This window comes from Methylophaga marina, from assembly GCF_030296755.1.
In the GTDB taxonomy this organism is placed as follows: Bacteria; Pseudomonadota; Gammaproteobacteria; order Nitrosococcales; family Methylophagaceae; genus Methylophaga; species Methylophaga marina.
Map to the genome: position 1 here is coordinate 2876737 of NZ_AP027741.1, position 20552 is coordinate 2897288.

Sequence of the window (20552 nt, forward strand, 5' to 3'; positions counted from 1 at the left end):
TTTTTTAATGGTAGTCAGCATGATGCCGGACTACCTTAACGATTTTAAGTGTTAGAGGTGAGCCGGCTTTTGGCTATAAAAATAGCCATATGCAAACCACCAATACATCACAACACTCTCTGACAGCGTCAAGGAGAGTAGAACGGATTTTGCTGTTGTTGTTAATGTATTCATAACGCTATGTTAATTCATCTGGTGAAATTTGGAAACCAACTGATTTCTTCGAAACAGTCATTATTGACACCATGGGCAGGCAAGAGGTTCACCGATAAAAATGCCTTCACCTGGCTGTTGAACTGATTTCCAATAGGCTTCAATAAGTGTGTCACCATCCATATAACTGGGAATTAGGATATAGGGATTAGGAAATTTTTGTGGGTAATTGCAGGGTTCAACTACCGTGCCATAACTCCCTGTTGCTCCAGCCTCAAGCCAACGATACGCTTTCATTTGCCCTTGTTTGTGGATGCCTGCACCACCGACAGAAGTTAAATGATCGGCAATCGCACCAGGTAAAAAGAGATTACTACTGATATCGGGTACCTGAACATAGCCCGTCATATAAAACATGACATCGCGTTTATTTCTTATGCTGGTGCCTTTTGTTCGTTTGCGGTCATCAACATAATGAATTTCTATGCCGTTTCTTTCTGGCCAGATATCGGCAATTTTTTTAAACATCCGCCAACGCGTGCTACGTTGATTATCCTGTGTACGGACAAGATAAGCATGACCTGAAGGCGCACTTTTATCAGCTCTGATGCCTCGTTCAATCAGTTTTTTGGCATCGATAAGATGACGTCCGCTCAACATCATACTCAAAGGTCTATCAGTGTTTTGCCAGAGATGTTCTGATTTAGCATTATAAAAAGGGCTGTCTGCGGTAGGGTGACAACCCGATGGCCGCTGCTTGTTATGACTACAATAGCTTTCATCAAAGCCCAGACTCAATGCACTGGTTAGTGACATACAGCCGACGCGATAGGGGGCATGCCATGTCAGTAACAAAACCTTAATGTTCTCTGTCAAATGCGGTTTGATTTGAGACTCAATCACTGCAAATTGTTCGGGCGAAAGCGTCGATGAAGCTTCCTCAATAGATAGTCCGAGCATTTGTTCGGCTGGCACACTGCGTTTTTCAGTATAGAAGTCAGCAATCTTTTCAGATAAGGCATCCCCTTGTTTGTAGAGAATGAGGACATTTTTTCCTGATAGTGATGTGGCGGCATTAGCTAGAGATGCGGCGGTGAGCATCAAGCACAAGCCAGCAATTGTCAGTAAGTGTGATGGAGACAGCAACATATTCACCTGTAAAAGTTCATAGTTAGTCTATGTCAGTGTTTTAGGGCAATCAATCAAAACTATTGAGAGTGAGCATCATCGCTTTAGTCATGTTATTCATAAATTGTTTATGCCTGTTTAATGAATATAACCGCTGCCATATAAATGTTTATCTTTGGTATATAAATGCTTGTGTGCATTCAATACCGTGTTTAGTATGTGAGAATAACCCGAAAAGCTGGAAAAGGTATTTCCAAGGATATGAAAACCAATCATAAAGATGCAGAAAAGTGGAAAGAAAAGTTCACGGAGTTAAGTCAGACTTTAGATAAGCAAAAAGCCTATGAACTCTTACTTGAGCGCGGTCTTTCCAGATTAGCACTGGTCTCACATGGTTTGGATATGGCGTTGGATGACCAGCTTGATAAGCTTAGAAAACATCTTCGCACCTCAGTCAGAGATAAGACGCTTGTTGAAAGCATCCTTGAAGAAATCGAATCGGCTATCAGTCGTATGGATGAGGATAAACTCTCTCAGTCGACATTAACGACCTTACTGATTAGTCTGATAGATAAGATTGACTGGCCAGAAAATAAGAAAAAGCATGTGCTGAAATTACGAAAGCGTGCTGTAAAAAAAGCTGACGATGCCTTACCTCAAATGCTTGATGAACTTACTGAACTGATTGATGAGTGCATGTCCTCAACACCAAAAGAGGATGAAGAACGAGGTCTGTTTTCCAGATTTTTCCAGAATAAACAAAGTCAGCATAATCTTAATAAAACAACCATTACAGCGCGCGTTTCGCACGCCAATCTATCTACTACATCCGATGAGAAAGCAGATACTACACCGTCAGAAGCGATAGAGGATAAGGTTATCACGCCTCAAGCGCTTCTGATCGAGCTACTGGAGCGTTTATCTTTACCAACAGAGTTTAGCTCAAAAGCCTCAGAGCTCAGATTGAGAATTCATGATGGTCTCAAAGCAGAGGATGTCCCGAAAACGATTTCATCCATAGCTGACATAGTCAGTCAGTTAAGTTCATCGGTGATGGCAGAGAAAAAAGAATATGAAAGCTTTCTTAGAGATTTAACAAAAAAAATTACCTCACTGGATAAATACCTATACGAAGTTGTACAAGAAGATCTCTCTGCCTACGAAGAGCGACACAAGTTAGCTGGTGATGTTGAACAGACCATGGTCGGACTGAGAACAGATGTTGAGAGTGCGGCAAACTTCGAAGACATCAAACATCTACTCAGCCAACGACTAGATCACCTCAATGAACAAATCACGCATTATCAACACGCTGACAATACCCGTTTTGCCAATTCACAAAAACAAATTGAAGCACTGACGCAACGATTACATGAAATGGAGTCTGAGGCTAACGAACTGCGATTGGCCACCAGTAAGGCTCGGGCATTGGCGATGAAGGATCCGCTGACAGGTATCTGGAACCGACAGGCGCTGACTGAGGTTCTACAGACAGAATACAGCCGCTGGACGCGTTACCAAAAATCACTAACCATGGTCATTTGGGACGTCGATTATTTTAAATCCGTTAATGATAAGTTTGGTCATAGTGCAGGTGATGTAGTGTTAAAGACCATCGCTCGTATCTTTAAGGATTCCACAAGACAAGCGGATTTTATAGCACGTTATGGCGGAGAAGAGTTTGTTGGTCTATTTCCTGAAATTGATTTAGAACAGGCTCTGGACATGGCGAATAAAATCCGTCAGACCATTGAAAAAACACAGTTCCAGCATAATGGTATCTCTGTACCGATTACTGCGTCAGCAGGGTTAGCTTGTTTTGAAAAAGGTGACACTATCGAGGATGTATTCAAGCGAGCAGATAAAGCGTTATACGAAGCCAAAGGTCAGGGAAGAAACAATTGTCAGGTAGAGCGTAGGTCAGTTTAGGAACTATTCCGGGTGTGATCACTGTCAACTTATACACTTGATGAAATAAATGTCGATTTGTCTTTGACAAGCGAGTGATTTGTTTATCAAGTTTTTTAATTCATATAAGGAGACAGTATGAGTATTGTGAAAACGGGTTCAGCCATTTATAAAAGTTTAGGCAAAAAAGGTGAAGCCAGCGTTAGTACAGAAACGCCAGCACTGAATGAGCACCCTTATGGTTTCACCAGTCGCTTCGAAGGTGGCAAAGGGACTAACCCGGAAGAACTCCTTGCTGCAGCCCATGCCGCCTGTTTTACCATGGCTCTCTCATTTGCCCTTGAAGGCGAAGGTTACAAAGAAGGCGATTTGCATACGGATGTTTCCATTTATCTCGACGAAGACGGTGATGGTTTTAAGATAAGCCGCTCAAAGCTTTCCTTAACAGCGAACGTGAAAGCGATTGATGAAAAAGACTTTGACCGTATTGCCCATGAAACGAAATTGGGCTGTCCCGTCAGTAAATTATTCAATGCAGACATAGAGCTTGAATACACATTAAACGCCGCATAGTCAGCTGACAAATACCATTTAAAGGCTCCATTTAATCCATAATCAACGGTTAATGGGGCCTTTTTTATGCATGAACAGTTATGTGTTGTGACATAACTGCAGCTTCACATAATATGTGTTTAAGCTAGGTATTATCTAATGGTTTAACGCGCGTTATTGCACACTCAAGTGGCTGCAAGGTAGAACTTAATATCGGTAAGTTTAAGTGTCAGGTTTCAGGCTGGTTCTGAACAGAGAGACTTAATTGAATACCACTATTTAATGTGTCAGGAATTGTTAATGATGAGTGAGTTTATGGAATCGAACCTAATCCCCAAATATAAGAATGATAAGAAAACACTGACCAAATCAGTTAACACAATATTCAGTCAGCTGATCGTTGGCTGTTCAATAGTCATTGGTCTCGCTGTTAGCCCAGCGGTTTTTGCCATGACGGATCCGGTATCTCCTCCCTCAGGAGAAAAATTCACCTATGCTTGGCTAAAAGGCTATGCAAGGGCCTTGTCAGAAAAAGCCTATGTTAGTCATAAAGGTGAGTTACCTGAGAGCATTAAAGGTATGAGCTGGGATGATTATCAGCAGCTACAGTTCAACAAAGATAAAGCTTTATGGCGTGATGATGACAGTGAGTTTCGTGCTGAGCTATTTCACTTAGGCTTATATTTTGATACACCGGTGCATATTTCAGAACTCAAAGATGGCGAGACGACACCTATCGAATACACATCAACGATGTTTGACTACGGTAAGACAAGCATTGATGGTAAAGCCTTGCCTGAGGATCTTGGTTATGCAGGCTTCAGAATGCAATTTCATACCGATTGGAAACGTGACGTCATTGCTTTTCTGGGGGCCAGCTATTTTCGTGCAGTAGGTAAAGAAATGCAGTACGGCTTATCTGCAAGGGGCTTAGCGGTTGATACAGCTTTGCCTAGAGACGAAGAGTTTCCGATGTTTACCCATTTCTGGCTAGAAGAGCCTAAACCTGGCAGTGATATCACGACGGTATATGCCTTACTAGACTCTGAGAGTATTACTGGGGCTTATCGCTTCGATATTCAGCCGGGTGACCGATTGAAAGTGAAAGTCGATGCAGCGCTATACCCACGTAAAGCTATTGAACGTTTGGGCATCGCACCACTGACCAGTATGTATATGGTGGGTGAAAACGACAAACGTACTGCTTGGGATTGGCGGCCTGAAATTCATGATTCCGATGGTTTGTCAGTACATATGGGCAATGGAGAGTGGATCTGGCGACCACTGACCAACCCACGACATCTTAGATTTAATGCCTATGCTGATAACAATCCAAAAGGGTTCGGTCTGATGCAACGTGATCGTAATTTTGATCATTATCAGGATGATGGCGTATTTTATGACCGTCGTCCCAGCCTGTGGATTGAGCCTGAAGGCAACTGGGGTAAAGGATCGATTCAACTGGTTGAAATTCCAACCATGGATGAAACCTTTGATAATATTGTTGCCTTCTGGAATCCAGAACAACCTGTGAAAGCCGGTGAGGAATTACTTTACAGCTATAAAATGTATTGGGGAGGTGTGCCACCTGTTGAACAAGAACGTGCCAAAGTGGTGGACACATTTACAGGCATTGGCGGTGTAATTGGTCAACGTCGTGAATATTATAGTAAACGTTTTGTGATTGACTTTGCTGGTGGCAGTTTATCTATGCTGGGCGATGATATAAATGTTAAGCCCGTCATTACCACTTCTGCCGGTAAGGTCGAAATCACATCAGCTCGACCACAACATGCGATTGATGGTTATCGTGCTATGTTTGATGTGGTTCCACCTGATAATACAACCGACCCTATCAATCTTCGTGTGTATTTAGAAGCCAATGGTCAACCATTGACGGAAACCTGGATTTATCAGTGGACACCACCGCCACAAGATGAACGCGACTTGCGTAATCCATAAATAAAATTAAACGCATAGAAATAAGGCGGCCAATGGCCGCCTTATTTATTGGATTAGTTATTTTCACCTGCTCGAAGCAAGGGCATCAGTTCAGCCAGATCACGTTCTGGTAAATCAATGAAAACGTTTACGTCTTCGGGTTCATTTTCCAGCATACTCAGTAAGCTATTCAGACCATGGCTGACGGCATCTGTTCTGACTTTTTGTGTGGTGAAGTTATTAATGAAACCACCGATAGCCTGCTTGGGATTAGCAAGCGCATAAGTATTATTTTCGTTATAGGTATTTTGTAATAACCAGCGACTGGTTTTACGAACTGCATCGCGATATTGGTCACAGTTGCCGAGGTTCTGCTGCTCACAAAACGGTACCATTTCCCCCATAACTTCATTGATCCAGCCATTACCACTGGTGGTCATCGCATCAAGATAACGACCATGGTTATAAGCATCGTCTGCCTGGTTGATCTGGCGTTCCAATAACACATCACCAATTTGTAGAATGGTTTTTTTATAGACCGGTGTGGGGTCTACTTTGGCCAGATCGATTAATGCCATCATGATCCAGCTTGATGAAACTGAGTTAGCGGGACGGTAGTCATCACCTACCAGTGCACCATGTAATCCGACATCACGTATTAAATGACCGGCTACGAGTTTGGCCGCATCGAGGTATTTTGTTTTGTTTGTAATGGCATAGAGCCGTGAGAGCGCTGAGACCACTTGGCCTGAATAGAGAATGGATTGTTTATCGGAGTAGGTCCACTCGTTATTTGTGCACTCTGCCACAGGGGTCACTTTGCCATCTTCCTGAATCATTTTTAATAGCCAATCACCAGCAGATTGAGCGGCTTTAAAGTATTTTTCTTCCTCCGGTGTCATTTGATGTAACTGTAATAATGTAAAGAGCGTTTTTGATGTGGTGCCGACCACTACACGACAGGTTTCTTCGTTTGTTTGCGGATCGACACCATAATCAAAGCCGCCGGCATTGGGACCAGAAGTTAACTGTCTATCGAGTAAAAATTGTGCCATTCCATCAAAATATGACTGTAACTCAATGTCTTTTTGAAATTGATTTAAACGAATGAGCGTATTGAGTGTCGTGGCTGAGTATGTGGTCCGCAGCAATTTCTCAGAAGTATCTTGATCGGCATCATAAAATTTATAAACGCCTGAGTAGTCTCTATTAATCGCGCGTAGCAAATACGCTTTACTCTGTTTTATTTGTGTCTTGACACGTTCTCTGTCGACATGGCGGACAATGACGCGATCCCCCTGAATCTCATAGGCCTGCTCCTGATTATTGACCATGGCGTAGACGTGGTTAGGGTGATAGTAAAAACTGATTTTGAAAAAATAATCATCTAGATCTGTTTTTGATGTAATCAGTGTGTCACCCAACGAAGACTTCGTGGCTTGTTGCAGTACATCCGTCAGCGATGGACCTTCTGCGTTGCCAGCTCCAATCTGCACGCCATTGTGGTAGCTGCTGATGTGAATTTGCCAGTGCGTTTGTTGATAATGATTACGCCACGCGTTTTCTATGTCGACCAGCGCTGTTTTTGTTGAGTTATCTTCCTTGTCTAAAGCAACACTTCTCACATAGTTAACGATTTCCGTTCGAAAAGTCTGATGATCAATGTGTAAAGCTTCATTCTCTAATTTTGTTTTAGCTTGGTCGGCGTGCACTAGTGGGATAAACAAAATAGTGAGCACCACACTCATAACAAATCTCATCATACCTATCTCCTTTTAAAGCCATAAATTGATCATCGTTGCGTACTTGGATGGGTAAAATCTGAAAACTATCCGTGAATAAAAAGAAATAATGGAAATCTTCAATTCAGAAAGAAAAGGGGATGGTGTAAGCTAGGCTTTTATGAACGTCTACAGCGGATCACCGATATTCGCTGTGATTCAATTACTATCTAGAGGTTATTCATGTTGCAAGGCAGCTGCCTGTGTCAGTCTGTACAGTATGAGATTGAAGCAGAACTTGGGCCCACAATGATATGTCATTGTGAAAATTGTCGAAAAGCCAGTGGCTCAGCTTACGCTATCAATGCAGCAGTGGAGACTGAACATTTTAAACTCAAGAAAGGTCAGGCTGCTATAGCTGAATATGAATCTTCACCTGGTGTTTTTCGCGTTTTTTGTCAGCATTGTGGATCACAACTTTACAGCAAACGAGCCAGCATGCCTGAGCTCATACGCCTACGTTTGGGCACACTAGATACGGCGGTAGATATCCAAGTACAAGCACACATCTTTGTGAGTTCAAAAGCGCCATGGCATCAGATTTGTGATGACTTGCCTCAGTTTCCACAACGTCCGTAGTTTTTTTGATGATACTCAATAGCTCGATCATTATTATCGCTTTGGCGGTGGCGTTATATCTCGCTTTTTCTAAACGACTGAGAAGTTCTTCCTGTTGGAAAGCAACTGTCACACCGCTGGCATCGATTATGGGCAGTGGTTTTCTGATTAGCGCACCATTGCTGGCGAATACTGTCGGTAATTTTGCTGTGTTCTGTATGGCTTTACTGTTGTTATTAGCGTATGCCGTGGGTCATGCTATTCGCTTTAATATTCGTCATTTTGAGCCTATAGAACACGAAAAGGGTACTGTTCAAAATATTGCTTTCATATCACGAATTGTGTTAGCTGCCGCTTATTTCATTTCTGTCACCTATTATTTGCAATTACTCGCTGCCTTTGTTCTCAAAGCAATGGGGATTGATGATGAAATGTACGCTAATGTCATCACAAGCAGTTTGCTCATCCTTATTGGTGGTATCGGTGTTTGGCGTGGACTGGGGGAATTGGAGAAAGTTGAAACCTATGCTGTCAGTTTGAACTTGGGCATGATTGTGGGATTGTTGTTTGCCTTGTTGGTTTACAACATTCATTTATTGAGCGGGGAGAGTGGCAGCTACCCGACATTTCATCTGCAATTAATTTGGATGACTTTCGTGTCTTGCTGGGGTTATTGATTGTTGTGCAAGGCTTTGAAACCTCGTGCTATTTGCAGGCTGAGCATTCGGCTGATGAGCGTATTCAAACAATGCGAGTGGCGCAATTAGCTTCAGCCGTTATCTATCTATTGTTTATTGGCTTGTCCACCGTCTTATTCCATTCCGGATTAGATGCCGATGTTACTGCGATTACCAATATTATGTTGCCGGTAGCGGTAGTCTTACCAATGCTGATATCGATTGCTGCTGTGGGGAGTCAGTTCAGTGCGGCTGTTGCTGACACCTCTGGTGCCGGTGGTTTGGTTCAGGATATTTTGCAACATAAACTATCCGTGCGGTACGTCTATATTGCTATTACCCTGGTGACTGTTTTGCTGACATGGGCTACAAATGTGAATGAGATTATCGCTTATGCCTCGCGTGCTTTTGCTCTGTTTTATTTCATCCAAAGCCTGGTGGCAGCGATACTGGCTTATCAAAAGAAAGTCATGTGGCATAGTGTGTTTTTTACATTGATCGCGCTGATTTGTTTTAGTGTTTTCATGTTTGGTATACCTTCTGGTGGCTAGCCGTATCAGTCGTGTTGGCATAAAAAAATGAGTGATGGGAAGGAGAGGCGGATGGAAGATATCTGGCTACAAGCTGTAAAACGTATACATGCCATTGCCGAGACAGGCCGTGAGTTTAGTCATAACGAATATGACCTGGAACGTTATCGGGATATTTCAGGCTTAGCTCAGCAATTGCTTGCTTCATTAGCCAATACCCCCTTGCTGCCATTGAAAATTTATTCCGCCCTGATGTGGATGATGGCGGTTACATTACGCCCAAAATTGATGTGCGAGGTGTGGTTTTCAAAGAGAAACAAGTCTTACTCGTGAAAGAGAAAATGGATGGTTTGTGGAGTTTACCTGGTGGTTATGCCGACTTGGGATTATCAGCGGCAGAAAATACTGAAAAAGAAGTGTATGAAGAAGCGGGTATTTTGGTCAAAGCCTCACATTTATATGCAGTAAGACATAAAGCAAAAGGTGACTATAAGCCAGATATTCGGGATTTCTATAAGCTCTTTTTCTTGTGTGAGGCTATGCCAGAACAGGAGATCAAAGCAGGAATGGAAACGGATGATGTCGGCTATTTTGCTATCGATGATCTCCCACCCTTATCTCAAGGCAGGGTGATTGTCTCAGATATCGAACATGCCTGGGAGTTTCTATGTGACCCTTCAAGACCGACTTTGTTTGATTAATTAAACACCAATTTTTACCCATGGAGATAAAATGAAATTTATACAAATATGCACATTGGCCTTATTGTTAGCCAGCACACAGATAACGCTTGCTGATACCGAGTCAGAAAAAGAAGCGGCGAAACTAATGGATGCCGTTGGTATGCAGTCGGCACTTGAGCAGTCAATGCAGCAAATGTTAGATGTGCAAATCAATAATAACCCTTCCTTGTCGCCATTTCGCTCTGTCATGAAGGAATTTTTCAGTAAATATATGAGTTATGAAAGCTTAAAACCGGACATTATTCGTATCTATGCCGATGCTTTTACTGCACAGGAATTAACAGATATTCGTGAGTTTTATGGCAGTAAAACCGGACAAAAAGCGATTAAATTGATGCCTCAACTTATGCGTCAGGGCGGAGAAATTGGTGCTAAGCGCGTTCAGGCGCATATTGGTGAACTTGAATCGATGATTAAAGCGGAAGCTGAGCGCCTCAAAAAAGAAGCGAAGTAGCTCCTGTTAGTGAGCCGGTTTGATATGAGTTAGTGGGTTTGATGTTAATGCACTGACCTTACATTTTTTTCAGTTTTAACCCAGCCTTAACTGGGTTTTAGCAATACTCTTGCGTAAAGATGAGGTTGACTGTGTTTCAGTAATACAGGAAATCTCATCAGCACTAAGCCGACACCTAAGGAGTCATTGCTGATGAATAAACCAATGAAAGTCATGCTGCAGCCGAACATAAATGATCAAGCGACTATTTATAGTCTTTCACCACTGTCTTTTCACATTGATAATCAGGATGAGTTATTACAGATGGCAGCGTCTCTGCAAAAGAGAGGGGATTTCAATACCGAATCTGCTACCTCCTTGGCCTCAGCATTAACGCTCTTGAATGATGCTGTCACAGAAAGGAAACACGAAGCTATCTTCTCTGATTTCCGACCATTTCTCACCCACTTTATCGATTTGCTCAAACACGCTTCTGAACCTGATGTCCGTAGCCACTACGGTTAGGCTGAGACATACCATCTGAAAGCTGGAAAACTTAACAGCTTATTCAGTAAATAATTCAATTAACGGATGCTAGCTTCTAAGCCAGAAGCTGGGTAGGTAAATCACGGCACGACGGAGTCAAAGTCGTGCCGTGTCATATCTAAGTTGATTTCTGCGCTTCTATACTACGTTTAATCAGTGGCGCAATTGTTGAGCCTTGTACAACGATAGAGAAAATCACGACCACATACGTCATCATTAACAACAAAGTGTGATAATCAACGCCATTGATATATAGCACGTCTTTGGGTGTCGATGCGGCCATGGCCAGAGCAAGACCACCACGCAAACCACCCCAAGTCAGAATCTTGATGGCATGTGCGTCATAGCTGCGGAACCGTTTGAAGCCGATATATGGCAAGGCAACGCTGGCAAAACGGGCAAGTAGTACCAGTGGAATCATGACCAGTCCTAATCCAATCTCTGTCCAGCTGACTGGTAAAATCACCAGCATCAGACCGATTAACAGGAATAAAAGGGCATTTAGGAAAGCATCAACGGTATGCCAGAAATGAGATAGGGTGAACTGGCTGTGCTCAGAGAATCCAACTGTTCGTGTGATATTACCAATCACAATACCACTGACAACCATGGCCAAAGGACCGGATACATCAATCACATTCGCCAGAGCATAACCAGCGCTGGGAATACAGAGAGTAATGAGTAATTCGATACTGGAATCATTACTTCTACAGATACACCAGTGAGCTAAAAAAGCCAGTACGGCACCGAACACAATACCGCCTACAGCATCCACTAAAAATAGTTCTGCAACGCCAGAAAAAGTCGGCTCAGCACCAGAGAAAGCTAAGGCAAAAATAGTCGTGAAAACAACTAGGCCCACTCCGTCATTAAACAGGGATTCGCCTTCCACCTGCACCGATATTTTTTCTGGTGCATGCATTTTTTTGATAATGGCCAGCACAGCAATGGGATCTGTTGGGCTAATTAAGGCACCGAATAACATGCAGTAAATCAATGGCAAGTCCCAGCCCAAGAGTCCTAACACCCAAAAGCTGGCATAGCCAATCAACACCGTGGAGAGTAGCGTGGAAAATAACGCCATGATAGTGATTTCCCAGCGCTGCTGACGCAACAGGTGGAGATCAATTTCCAAGGCACCTGCAAACAGCAGGAATCCTAACATCCCCTTCAATAATAAGAGGTTAAAGTTCAATCCCTCGAAGGCATCACTGATAGACGTGGCAAGATCGTTGCCACCAAACTTAATCAAGGCGATTAAAAGCAGAGACATGGCCACAGAGCCTGTGGTGATAGCTATAGTGGTTTGCAACCTGAGCAAGTATTGATTAGCAAAAGCAATAAATACCGACACCGCCGATAAAAAGCAGAGGAAATACCAAGCGTTCATGGGTTGCTCCAAATTTTAAGATCTGTTTTCAGAGCAAACGACCCAACGCCACTGTGAGAACAGTACTTAAATAGTGATAAAACTGATGGTATGAAGAGCTGGCAATGACACAGATAGTCCTACTAACGATGTCAGCGCCATACTATGATAGAAGTGACGCCAATATTGGAATTTGCTAACAAACAAATTGAGACGTGGAACCATACTACTTCTGCTCTGAACTTCACCAGCCGTTCAGAAATCGCAGTAAGTTTAATCCTAATCAAGTGGCCTGTAAAAACTAATTTTGAAGATACATAAGGGCGTTAAAGAATAAGCCCTGATTTCGAATTGCTCATCAAGTTAAGCCGTTTTTATATGCGATAATACCGAATATCAAAATAGCCATAAGCTGCAACAACTAAAAAACAACCTGCTGGCACCAGATATGAGAGTGCCGTTGTAAAATTATCAACCAAACTGCCTTGCAGAAGAGGCACTATGGCTCCACCTAAAATAGCCATGACTAATCCTGCCGCGCCAAATTTTGTATCTTCCCCCAGCTTTTGCAGTGCCACACCATAAATGGTTGGAAACATAAGCGATAAACTAGCGGATAACATCACCACAGCCCATATTCCTGTTATGTCAGGCACACTAGCCGCATAGACGCACAAAATCGATCCTGTTAATGCCAGAATCAGCATTAACTTTGACGGGTTAAAGCGTGACATAATGCCTGTCATGGTGAACCTGGCTATCAAAAAAACAAGCAAACTGTATTGTAAATAGCGACTTGCTTGAGTTTCAGTTCCACCAATGGCTTCCTGTACATACTGAATGGTATAGGTCCAGATACAGACTTGTGCGGCCACATTAAAAAACTGGGCAATAACGCCATAGCGGTAATGTTTATTAGCATATAAGCGCCCGAAACAGCCCTGTATATTGCTGCGTGTTTCCTGCGGGTTAACACTGTTCGCTGTCGGCATTTTTATCAGCAAGATAAGTAGCCAGATAATGAATAAAATGCACGCCATGGCGACATAAGGAAACATGACCGCTGTTAGTTCTTCTGCTTGAACCTGCTGTAAGGTTTCCAGTGGCATCATGGCGCGTGCAGTCGCATCAGCGACATTAAGGTTGGGGAGGATCAGCGTCGTTGCAAGAAACACACCTATGTTGGTACCCACCGGGTTAAAAGCCTGAGCCAAATTCAGCCGTTGCGTGGCATTGTCTTCCGGGCCAAGCGACATCACAAATGGGTTGGCTGAAGTTTCCAATATTGACAGGCCGGCGGCTAGCATGAATAGGGCCATCAGAAAAAAGTGATAATCCATGACCTGGCTTGCTGGGTAAAAAGCAAAAGCCCCTAATGTGGCTAAACCTAACCCCGTCAGTACACCTGTCTTGTATGAGTAACGACGATTAATGAAAGCAGCTGGCAGGGCTAGGCAGAAATAGGCACCATAATAGGCAAACTGAACCAATGCTGCCTCCACCTGACTCATGACAAATACTTTGCTGAATACTTTCACCAGGGGATCCGTCATATTGGCGGCTACACCCCAGGCAGCAAAACAAATTATCAATAACAAAAAGATATGGCGTTTATCACGATAAACAAAGGGTTTGAGTTCAGTCATTGTGTCTCCGCAACGTTGCGTAACTCATTAATAAAGTTATAGTCGATACTCGCCTAGATAACTGTCATTTGTCCAGTATCAGCAACAAGGGTACGACACTTCCCTAATACTAAATAGCTGTTGTATTGTGTTGCCTGTCATTCATGATTTATCAAAAGGACTGTGCATGCGAGCATTATTTGCTATTAAAGGATTTTTATTATTCAGCCTGATTGCTTTTTTAAATGCCTTTGTTGATTTGGGGCATAAGATTCTGATTCAAAACACTATCTTTAAAACCTATGATGGTGATGTACAAATCATGCTGTCAGCATTGGTTAATGCATTAATTTTATTACCGTTCATATTGATGATGACGCCATCATCTTTTCTTGCGGATAAATATCCGAAAAATAAAGTCATGCAATACAGTGCCTTATCTGCAGTTGTTGCGACGGTTCTAATTACGATTTTTTATTATATGGCTTGGTTCTGGGCCGCTTTTCTGATGACGCTGGCCTTATCGATTCAAAGTGCCATTTATTCTCCCGCCAAATATGGTTATATCAGGGAATTGGTCGGTGTTAAAAACCTAGCCTCGGGTAATGGTGTTATTCAATCTGTGACCACCACCGCGATTTTGCTGGGGACGCTGGCTTTTAGTTTTGGTTTCGAGTCTTTACTCAGCAAACACTATTATTATCAAGCAGAAGATATCTTGCCATTGATTGCGCCTCTAGGTTGGGTCTTAGTGGCTCTTTCCCTAATCGAGTGGTTAGCAGCCTTAAAACTTGAGCCGAAGTCATCTGTACGCAAAGAGCAAGAGTTTGATACTAAAGCGTATCTGAGTGGTCGTTCAGCCGTGGGCATTATGAAGGATTTGACTAGCAACCAAGTAATCTTTCGGTCTGTTATTGGGCTTGCCGTGTTCTGGTCTCTTTGCCAGGTCATGCTGGCCACTTTTCCTGCTTTTGCTAAAGATATTGCTGGTATCGATAATACGGTCATTATTCAGGGTACGATGGCCTTTGCCGGTATCGGCATCGTTATTGGGGCTTTTTTAGCGGGTAAGCTGTCGTCCAACTATATCGAAACCGGGCTTGTTCCTCTTGGCGCGATGGGCGTGGCATTGTGTGTAGCGTTTGTCAGTTTTGCCATTACACCTTTTTTACAAGCGGTTAATTTCTTTTTACTTGGCGTATTCGGTGGGCTTTATTTGGTTCCACTTAATGCATTGATTCAATATCACGCTAAGTCAGGGCAGATGGGTCGAATACTGGCGGGCAATAACTTTATTCAAAACATTGCCATGCTGTCTTTCTTGTTGCTAACGATTCTGGCTGCTTATGCAGGCATGAATAGCCTCGGGATTTTTTCGATTTTACTAGCGGTGGCCATAATCGGTGCCATTTATACCATCACACAATTACCACAATCATTAGCGCGTCTAGTTGTTTCATTGGTGTTTTCGCTTCGTTACCGGCTCACTGTATTAAATATGGAAAGAATTCCAGCGAGTGGTGGCGTATTAATGCTGGGCAACCATATCAGTTGGATTGACTGGGCAATTGTACAAATGGCCAGTCCACGTCCGCTACGGTTTGTGATGGCAAAATCTATATATGAGCGTTGGTATCTGCGCTTTATCTTTGAGTTTTTTAACATTATTCCTGTAGGGACGGGCGCAAGTAAACAGGCCTTGGATGCGGTCAGAGAAAGTTTAAATAAAGGGGAAGTCGTCTGTTTATTTCCCGAAGGCGCCATTAGCCGTAACGGGCACTTAGGTGAGTTTCAACGTGGTTTTGAAGTGGCTGCTGCTGATGCTGATGCGGTGATAGTACCGTTCTATCTTCGTGGTTTATGGGGGAGCCGTTTCTCACGCTCCAGTGATCGTTTGAAAACCTTACGTAGTAAGCAGTCGTTTTCGGACTTAATTGTGGCCTTTGGCGAACCTCTCGCGATCAATTCAGATCGCTTTGCTGTGAAACAAGCCGTTTTACAACTGTCGGTAGATGCCTGGACAAACTATACTGAAAGCCTGGAAACGTTGCCTGAAGCCATCATTAAAGGTTTAAAGCGGCAGGGCAGTGAAATGGCTGCGGCGGATATTATTGGATCAACCACCAGTGGTCACCGGATGTTAAGTGCCGCTATTCTATTTTCTAAGCAGCTACCTTCTGATTGCCATCAAAACATTGGCATTCTAATGCCAAGCTCCAGTGCCGGAGTGATAGCCAATATTGCGAGTTTATTGAGTGGCAAAACACTGGTGAACCTTAACTTCACTGCATCGGCTGAGGCACTAGCAGCAGCCGGCAAGAAAGCTGATATTAATACCATTATCACGTCTAGAAAATTTATTGAAAAACTGGCTAATAAAGGGTTTGACGCGAGTCTTTTGGATACGGCCAAACATGTACTATATATGGAAGATTTGCGTCAGAACATTAAAAAGCGCGACTTCATTAGTATGATGGTTTTTGTTCGGTTAATGCCGATGGAAGTTATCAAAGCACGTTATATGAAGGCCGTCAAAGCAGAAGACCCGGCTGTCATTTTATTTTCATCCGGCAGTGAAGGGGTGCCAAAAGGGGTATTACTTTCTCATCGAAATGTTATGAGTAATATCAGGCAGGTAGCTGATGTTCTTAATACTGAACGTGATGATGTCGTGATGTCTGTTTTGCCTTTATTTCACGCTTTCGGATTGACGGTCACGACATTTTTGCCGCTGGTAGAGTCGCTACCCGTGATATGTCATCCCGACCCAACAGATGTCAGGAATATTGCTAAAGGGATTGCGACATTCCGTGGCACCATACTTTGTGGTACATCGACATTTTTGCGTATGTATGTCCGCAACCGTAAAGTCGAACCCTTGATGTTGGACTCTTTGCGGATTGTGGTTTCTGGCGCAGAAAAACTGAATCCGGAAGTACGTGATAGCTTCAAAATCAAATTCAATAAAACCATTTATGAAGGATATGGTGCAACGGAGACAACCCCGGTCGCTAGTGTCAATATTCCAGATAAACTGGCTCCCGATACTCTAACCACACAGATTGGCAGCAAACTAGGTACCGTTGGTATGCCATTACCGGGCACACGTTTCAGAATTGTTAATCCAGACACATTCGAAGACTTACCCGCTGGTGAAGATGGTTTAATCTTGATTGGTGGTAATCAAGTGATGATTGCTTATCTTGATGATCCGGAAAAAACGGAGTCTGTCATTACTGAACAAGATGGCGTGCGTTGGTATCACACAGGAGATAAAGGTCATCTTGATGAGGATGGGTTTCTGGTCATTGTTGACCGCTATTCTCGTTTTGCCAAAGTCGGTGGTGAAATGATTAGTCTTGGTGCCATTGAGTCGGCTTTAAAACCTCACCTGAGTGAGGAGGTCGATATTCTGGCCACGACAGTCGCTGATGAGAAAAAAGGCGAAAAAGTGGTGCTGCTATACACGCAAGAACAGGCGGAGGCTGATATAAAACAAACTATCAGCGAGCACTTATCACCGCTGATGCAGCCTAGTAAACTGCTATATGTCGAAGACATTCCAAAACTGGGGACGGGCAAGACTGATTTGAATGCAGCAAAAAACTTGCTGCACAAGCTATTCAATAACGGGTAGAGGGATGATGGATATACATCAGGTAACCAACTTTTTCTGGAGTTGGATGCCTTAAAGCACATTCAACGTCGTAGCTATATTACGGGTGGTGAGCGTTTAGAAAATTCTGCTGAGCACTCCTGGCATCTTGCAATGGCTTGCTGGAATATAGCGGCGTATTTTCAGTTTGATGTTGACATGGCTAAATTGCTGCAATACGCATTGGTGCATGACTTAGGTGAAGTTGATGCCGGTGATACTTTTCTATATTCAAAAGAAAGAAAAACGTCCAATGAAGCTGAGAGGCTGTGTGTACAACGTTTTTCAGAACATAGCGGTAATCATATTCAAGACTTGCTTACATTATGGGATGAGCAGGAGTTTGGTCACAGTACTGAAGCAAAACTCATGAAAACAGTCGACAGACTACTGCCATTTTTATTGAATATCGCCGCTGAAGGTAAAACCTGGAAGTCACACCAGATTAGGGCTTCACAAGTTAAAAATGCGCATGCCTTTATTGCTGATGATTTTCCAGAACTACACCAATGGCTGAGTGAGAAGATTGATTATGCTACTCAACAGGGGTGGTTGTTAGCTGATGATGCGGCGGAAGTTGCCACTGAATAACCTCACAGGCATACTCATTTGTTCCAATAACAAGGAGAGAGAAATGACTTTAGCTTTAACCCCACTGATTTCATTAATTGCCGGTATTTTAATTCTGATGGTACCGCGACTATTGAGTTACATTGTTGCGATTTATCTGATTATTATTGGTTTAGTTGGCTTATTTGGTACCAGTATTAATTTAACACCATGAGATAAAACACATAATGCTGAAGAAGCCTCGACATTTCATCGGGGCTTTTTTATGTTTATCCCTATGACAGCGTTATGACGATATTAGATTGCATCGCCTTATTTTTTCTGCTTTCTGCAATGGCGGCTTTGCCAAGTATCAGTGTGATGCTGGTTGTATCACGTACCTTATCAGGCGGCGTATCACAGGGTGTTATGGTCTGCTTGGGAATTGTAGCGGCAGACTTGCTGTATCTGTTACTAGCCATGTTTGGACTGACAATAGTGGCTATTTGGCTTGAGCAACACCGGTGGCTACTGCAAATAATGGCAATCATTATTTTAGTGCTATTCAGTTATCAGCTTTGGCACTCGCCTTATCGCCATGCTGCTATGGCAACTTCAGGAAAAAAACTAGCTTGGCTAGCTTTATGGCTGGTTTTACTTTGACCTTAGTCGATTATAAGGCGATATTTTTTACCTTGGCATCTTGCCTGTTTATCTCGGTAGCAGCGATATCACATTATCTTCATTGCTTATGTTGTTAAGTACTACTGCGATTGCCGTAGCTTGGGTAAAATTAGCTTATGTTTTGCTTGCCAAGCATGTTCAAAGTGCTGTCGTTTTGCAAAAAAGTTATCGATTTATGTCAGTCATCTTGTGTCTAATTGCATTTTGGCTAACCGTGGATATAGTTCTCAGTCAGTTTAATTAGTTAGCAACTCACATCGATATGAGTATCAAACAGAAGTGGAAGAGATAAATATGAGTGATGATTGCCAGACGCGTCTGGATGAAGTCATTTGCGATTGTAGTGGCACAACCCGAGCCAAAATAGAAAGCCTGTTTGAACAGGGAATAGTTGATATTGATACTATCTCTCGTAAAACCGGTGCCGTGTCTGGCTGTGGTTCTTGCGAATGGGATATTGAAGCATTGTTGGATGAATTAGTTCAGGGCTTAGATGGTTAAGTTTTTAGGTTTTCTATGTAAAGCATCGTTGCCCCAGCGACTGCGGCTGGAATCACTAAAAAGTTAACGATAGGAATCATGGTGGCAAGCAACGTAGCAAAACCAAATCCCAGCGCCAGACTTCGGTGTTGGCGAAGTTTCTCACGTTGTTCTTTAAAACCTAATAAATGATTCCCCATGGGGTAATCATGATAATCAAGTGCAAGCGTCCAGCTTGAGAAGAAAAACCATAAGACTGGCGCAATAAGGTTTAAACCGGGTATCCAGGATAACAGTAATAATGGCAGCATCCATCGTAATAAATAAGCGGTTTTACGCAGTTCATTCATCACCATTTTTGGTGTGTCTTTGATGACTTGCGTCCATGGCATATCGGGTGGACTGGCTCCTGACATCTTGGTTTCAACCATTTCAGCGAGAATGCCATTAAAAGGTGCCGCTAGGATATTGGCGATTATGGAGAAGGTAAAAAACACAATTAATGCCAGTAGCACAACAAACAGCGGCCAGATGATCCAAGTCAGAGCACTTTCCAACCATGACGGTAACCAGTCGGGCATCAATGCCTCAAGCCAACCATCAAAATGAGATAAGCCAAACCAGATGGCACCACTAAACAGCAAGGTGTTAATGAGCATCGGCAAATAGGCAAATCGTCTGATGCCAGGCTGATTAATTAAGCTAAACCCCTGAATCAAGTATCGTGCGCCCTGGATCATTTTTCGCATAATGGCCTCATTCAGTGTTTAGATTTGATAACTAGCGTCATATAGAAAAAAGCGATACTGGCTGGAATCAGTATCGCTCATTATGCATTTATGGAAGTGTGACAGGTTCTGGTGCGACCCAGCCTTCTTTACGATATTCCGCTACGACTGTGGTGTAAACGCCGCCACGAACGTTAAATATCCCTGTGATGCGCATGAATCTTGGCTGACATGCCGCTACCAAATCATCCAGAATGGTATTGGTCACTTTTTCATGAAATGCGCCTTGATCGCGGTATGACCACATGTAAAGTTTAAAGGCCTTTAATTCAACGCATTTTTCATCTGGTACATAGTCCAGTTTGATGGTGGCAAAATCGGGTTGTCCGGTCTTGGGACACAGACAGGTAAATTCAGATGTTTCGATGTGAATGGTATAATCGCGCTCCGGTGTTGCATTATCGAAAGTTTCTAATTGTTTGCTTGGCTGTGTAGACATGGATGCTCTCTAA

19 protein-coding genes and 1 pseudogene are annotated in these 20552 nt (G+C 43.0%); 14 read left to right on the plus strand and 6 right to left on the minus strand.

All coding sequences use genetic code 11. The features are described from left to right. Nucleotides 1–234 precede the first annotated feature (234 nt). The gene (locus QUE24_RS14585) at nt 235–1302 is read right to left on the minus strand and encodes a TIGR03790 family protein (protein WP_286304512.1); all 1068 of its coding nucleotides are present in this window, start codon (nt 1300–1302) and stop codon (nt 235–237) included. 240 nt (nt 1303–1542) lie between these two features. Between QUE24_RS14585 and QUE24_RS14590 the strand changes: the two genes are divergently transcribed. The 3 genes from QUE24_RS14590 (at nt 1543) to QUE24_RS14600 (ending at nt 5703) form a co-directional block, all read left to right on the plus strand. Beyond that, a complete protein-coding gene (locus QUE24_RS14590; protein WP_286304513.1) occupies nt 1543–3210 on the plus strand; it encodes a GGDEF domain-containing protein in 1668 nt (555 codons plus the stop codon). 117 nt (nt 3211–3327) lie between these two features. After that, nucleotides 3328–3762, plus strand: a complete 435-nt coding sequence (locus tag QUE24_RS14595) for an OsmC family peroxiredoxin (RefSeq protein ID WP_286304514.1) — start codon at nt 3328–3330, stop codon at nt 3760–3762. A 279-nt stretch (nt 3763–4041) separates the two neighbouring features. After that, complete coding sequence (locus QUE24_RS14600; RefSeq protein WP_286304515.1) at nt 4042–5703, plus strand: OpgD/OpgG family glucan biosynthesis protein; 1662 nt, start codon at nt 4042–4044, stop codon at nt 5701–5703. A 53-nt stretch (nt 5704–5756) separates the two neighbouring features. Here QUE24_RS14600 and QUE24_RS14605 read toward each other — a convergent pair whose 3' ends face one another. Continuing rightward, nucleotides 5757–7445: a glycoside hydrolase family protein gene (locus tag QUE24_RS14605; protein WP_286304516.1), complete on the minus strand. Its 1689-nt coding sequence runs from the start codon at nt 7443–7445 to the stop codon at nt 5757–5759. Nucleotides 7446–7646: 201 nt separating this feature from the next. Here QUE24_RS14605 and QUE24_RS14610 point away from each other — a divergent pair, with 201 nt between their 5' ends. The 6 genes and pseudogenes from QUE24_RS14610 to QUE24_RS14640 all read left to right on the plus strand — a co-directional run bounded on the left by QUE24_RS14610 (nt 7647) and on the right by QUE24_RS14640 (nt 10929). Beyond that, nucleotides 7647–8042 (plus strand): GFA family protein, encoded by a 396-nt coding sequence (locus tag QUE24_RS14610; protein ID WP_286304517.1) that lies wholly within the window; start codon nt 7647–7649, stop codon nt 8040–8042. Nucleotides 8043–8170: 128 nt separating this feature from the next. Further along, nucleotides 8171–9249, plus strand: a pseudogene (locus tag QUE24_RS16015) (hypothetical protein). Between the two features lie 51 nt (nt 9250–9300). Continuing rightward, complete coding sequence (locus tag QUE24_RS14625) at nt 9301–9561, plus strand: NUDIX hydrolase N-terminal domain-containing protein (protein ID WP_286304520.1); 261 nt, start codon at nt 9301–9303, stop codon at nt 9559–9561. Continuing rightward, nucleotides 9528–9929 carry an NUDIX domain-containing protein gene (locus tag QUE24_RS14630; protein WP_286304521.1) on the plus strand — a complete coding sequence of 134 codons (402 nt, stop codon included), beginning with the start codon at nt 9528–9530 and terminating at the stop codon, nt 9927–9929. Before QUE24_RS14625 ends, QUE24_RS14630 begins: the two co-directional genes overlap by 34 nt. A 31-nt stretch (nt 9930–9960) precedes the next feature. After that, on the plus strand, nt 9961–10425 hold the full coding sequence (locus tag QUE24_RS14635; RefSeq protein ID WP_286304522.1) for a DUF2059 domain-containing protein: 465 nt from the start codon (nt 9961–9963) through the stop codon (nt 10423–10425). A 192-nt stretch (nt 10426–10617) separates the two neighbouring features. Then, complete coding sequence (locus tag QUE24_RS14640; RefSeq protein WP_286304523.1) at nt 10618–10929, plus strand: DUF3861 family protein; 312 nt, start codon at nt 10618–10620, stop codon at nt 10927–10929. A gap of 139 nt (nt 10930–11068) precedes the next feature. Here the strand turns inward: QUE24_RS14640 and QUE24_RS14645 are convergent, their stop codons facing one another. Together QUE24_RS14645 and fucP are read right to left on the minus strand one after the other, a co-directional pair. Continuing rightward, nucleotides 11069–12340 carry a cation:proton antiporter gene (locus QUE24_RS14645; protein ID WP_286304524.1) on the minus strand — a complete coding sequence of 424 codons (1272 nt, stop codon included), beginning with the start codon at nt 12338–12340 and terminating at the stop codon, nt 11069–11071. A gap of 353 nt (nt 12341–12693) precedes the next feature. Then, nucleotides 12694–13965 carry an L-fucose:H+ symporter permease gene (fucP, locus tag QUE24_RS14650; protein WP_286304525.1) on the minus strand — a complete coding sequence of 424 codons (1272 nt, stop codon included), beginning with the start codon at nt 13963–13965 and terminating at the stop codon, nt 12694–12696. A gap of 166 nt (nt 13966–14131) precedes the next feature. On the opposite strand from fucP, the gene QUE24_RS14655 reads away from it, so the two are divergent. The 5 genes from QUE24_RS14655 (at nt 14132) to QUE24_RS14675 (ending at nt 19333) form a co-directional block, all read left to right on the plus strand. Beyond that, entirely contained in the window at nt 14132–17581 is a 3450-nt protein-coding gene (locus tag QUE24_RS14655; protein ID WP_286304526.1) for an acyl-[ACP]--phospholipid O-acyltransferase, read from the plus strand. 42 nt (nt 17582–17623) lie between these two features. Further along, the gene (locus QUE24_RS14660; RefSeq protein ID WP_286304527.1) at nt 17624–18190 is read left to right on the plus strand and encodes an HD domain-containing protein; all 567 of its coding nucleotides are present in this window, start codon (nt 17624–17626) and stop codon (nt 18188–18190) included. A gap of 43 nt (nt 18191–18233) precedes the next feature. Next, on the plus strand, nt 18234–18383 hold the full coding sequence (locus QUE24_RS14665; RefSeq protein ID WP_286304528.1) for a DUF3096 domain-containing protein: 150 nt from the start codon (nt 18234–18236) through the stop codon (nt 18381–18383). A 74-nt stretch (nt 18384–18457) separates the two neighbouring features. After that, a complete protein-coding gene (locus tag QUE24_RS14670) occupies nt 18458–18811 on the plus strand; it encodes a LysE family transporter (RefSeq protein ID WP_286304529.1) in 354 nt (117 codons plus the stop codon). 315 nt (nt 18812–19126) lie between these two features. Further along, nucleotides 19127–19333 (plus strand): (2Fe-2S)-binding protein, encoded by a 207-nt coding sequence (locus tag QUE24_RS14675; protein ID WP_286304530.1) that lies wholly within the window; start codon nt 19127–19129, stop codon nt 19331–19333. Here QUE24_RS14675 and cysZ read toward each other — a convergent pair. Both cysZ and queF read right to left on the minus strand, forming a co-directional pair. Next, complete coding sequence (cysZ, locus tag QUE24_RS14680) at nt 19330–20061, minus strand: sulfate transporter CysZ (protein ID WP_286304531.1); 732 nt, start codon at nt 20059–20061, stop codon at nt 19330–19332. The two genes, QUE24_RS14675 and cysZ, sit on opposite strands and share 4 nt — an antisense overlap. An 88-nt stretch (nt 20062–20149) precedes the next feature. Continuing rightward, complete coding sequence (gene queF / locus QUE24_RS14685; protein WP_091713966.1) at nt 20150–20539, minus strand: preQ(1) synthase; 390 nt, start codon at nt 20537–20539, stop codon at nt 20150–20152. Nucleotides 20540–20552 lie beyond the last annotated feature (13 nt).

Bases quoted from the DNA above. Each gene is read 5' to 3' on its own strand.
- QUE24_RS14605 (WP_286304516.1), bottom strand. From the start codon at position 7,445: ATGATGAGATTTGTTATGAGTGTGGTGCTCACTATTTTGTTTATCCCA.
- QUE24_RS14610 (WP_286304517.1), top strand. From the start codon at position 7,647: ATGTTGCAAGGCAGCTGCCTGTGTCAGTCTGTACAGTATGAGATTGAA.
- QUE24_RS14585 (WP_286304512.1), bottom strand. From the start codon at position 1,302: ATGTTGCTGTCTCCATCACACTTACTGACAATTGCTGGCTTGTGCTTG.
- QUE24_RS14675 (WP_286304530.1), top strand. From the start codon at position 19,127: ATGAGTGATGATTGCCAGACGCGTCTGGATGAAGTCATTTGCGATTGT.
- QUE24_RS14655 (WP_286304526.1), top strand. From the start codon at position 14,132: ATGCGAGCATTATTTGCTATTAAAGGATTTTTATTATTCAGCCTGATT.
- cysZ (WP_286304531.1), bottom strand. From the start codon at position 20,061: ATGCGAAAAATGATCCAGGGCGCACGATACTTGATTCAGGGGTTTAGC.
- fucP (WP_286304525.1), bottom strand. From the start codon at position 13,965: ATGACTGAACTCAAACCCTTTGTTTATCGTGATAAACGCCATATCTTT.
- QUE24_RS14640 (WP_286304523.1), top strand. From the start codon at position 10,618: ATGAATAAACCAATGAAAGTCATGCTGCAGCCGAACATAAATGATCAA.
- QUE24_RS14665 (WP_286304528.1), top strand. From the start codon at position 18,234: ATGACTTTAGCTTTAACCCCACTGATTTCATTAATTGCCGGTATTTTA.
- QUE24_RS14645 (WP_286304524.1), bottom strand. From the start codon at position 12,340: ATGAACGCTTGGTATTTCCTCTGCTTTTTATCGGCGGTGTCGGTATTT.
- QUE24_RS14670 (WP_286304529.1), top strand. From the start codon at position 18,458: ATGACGATATTAGATTGCATCGCCTTATTTTTTCTGCTTTCTGCAATG.
- QUE24_RS14625 (WP_286304520.1), top strand. From the start codon at position 9,301: ATGGAAGATATCTGGCTACAAGCTGTAAAACGTATACATGCCATTGCC.
- QUE24_RS14595 (WP_286304514.1), top strand. From the start codon at position 3,328: ATGAGTATTGTGAAAACGGGTTCAGCCATTTATAAAAGTTTAGGCAAA.
- QUE24_RS14600 (WP_286304515.1), top strand. From the start codon at position 4,042: ATGATGAGTGAGTTTATGGAATCGAACCTAATCCCCAAATATAAGAAT.
- QUE24_RS14635 (WP_286304522.1), top strand. From the start codon at position 9,961: ATGAAATTTATACAAATATGCACATTGGCCTTATTGTTAGCCAGCACA.
- QUE24_RS14590 (WP_286304513.1), top strand. From the start codon at position 1,543: ATGAAAACCAATCATAAAGATGCAGAAAAGTGGAAAGAAAAGTTCACG.
- queF (WP_091713966.1), bottom strand. From the start codon at position 20,539: ATGTCTACACAGCCAAGCAAACAATTAGAAACTTTCGATAATGCAACA.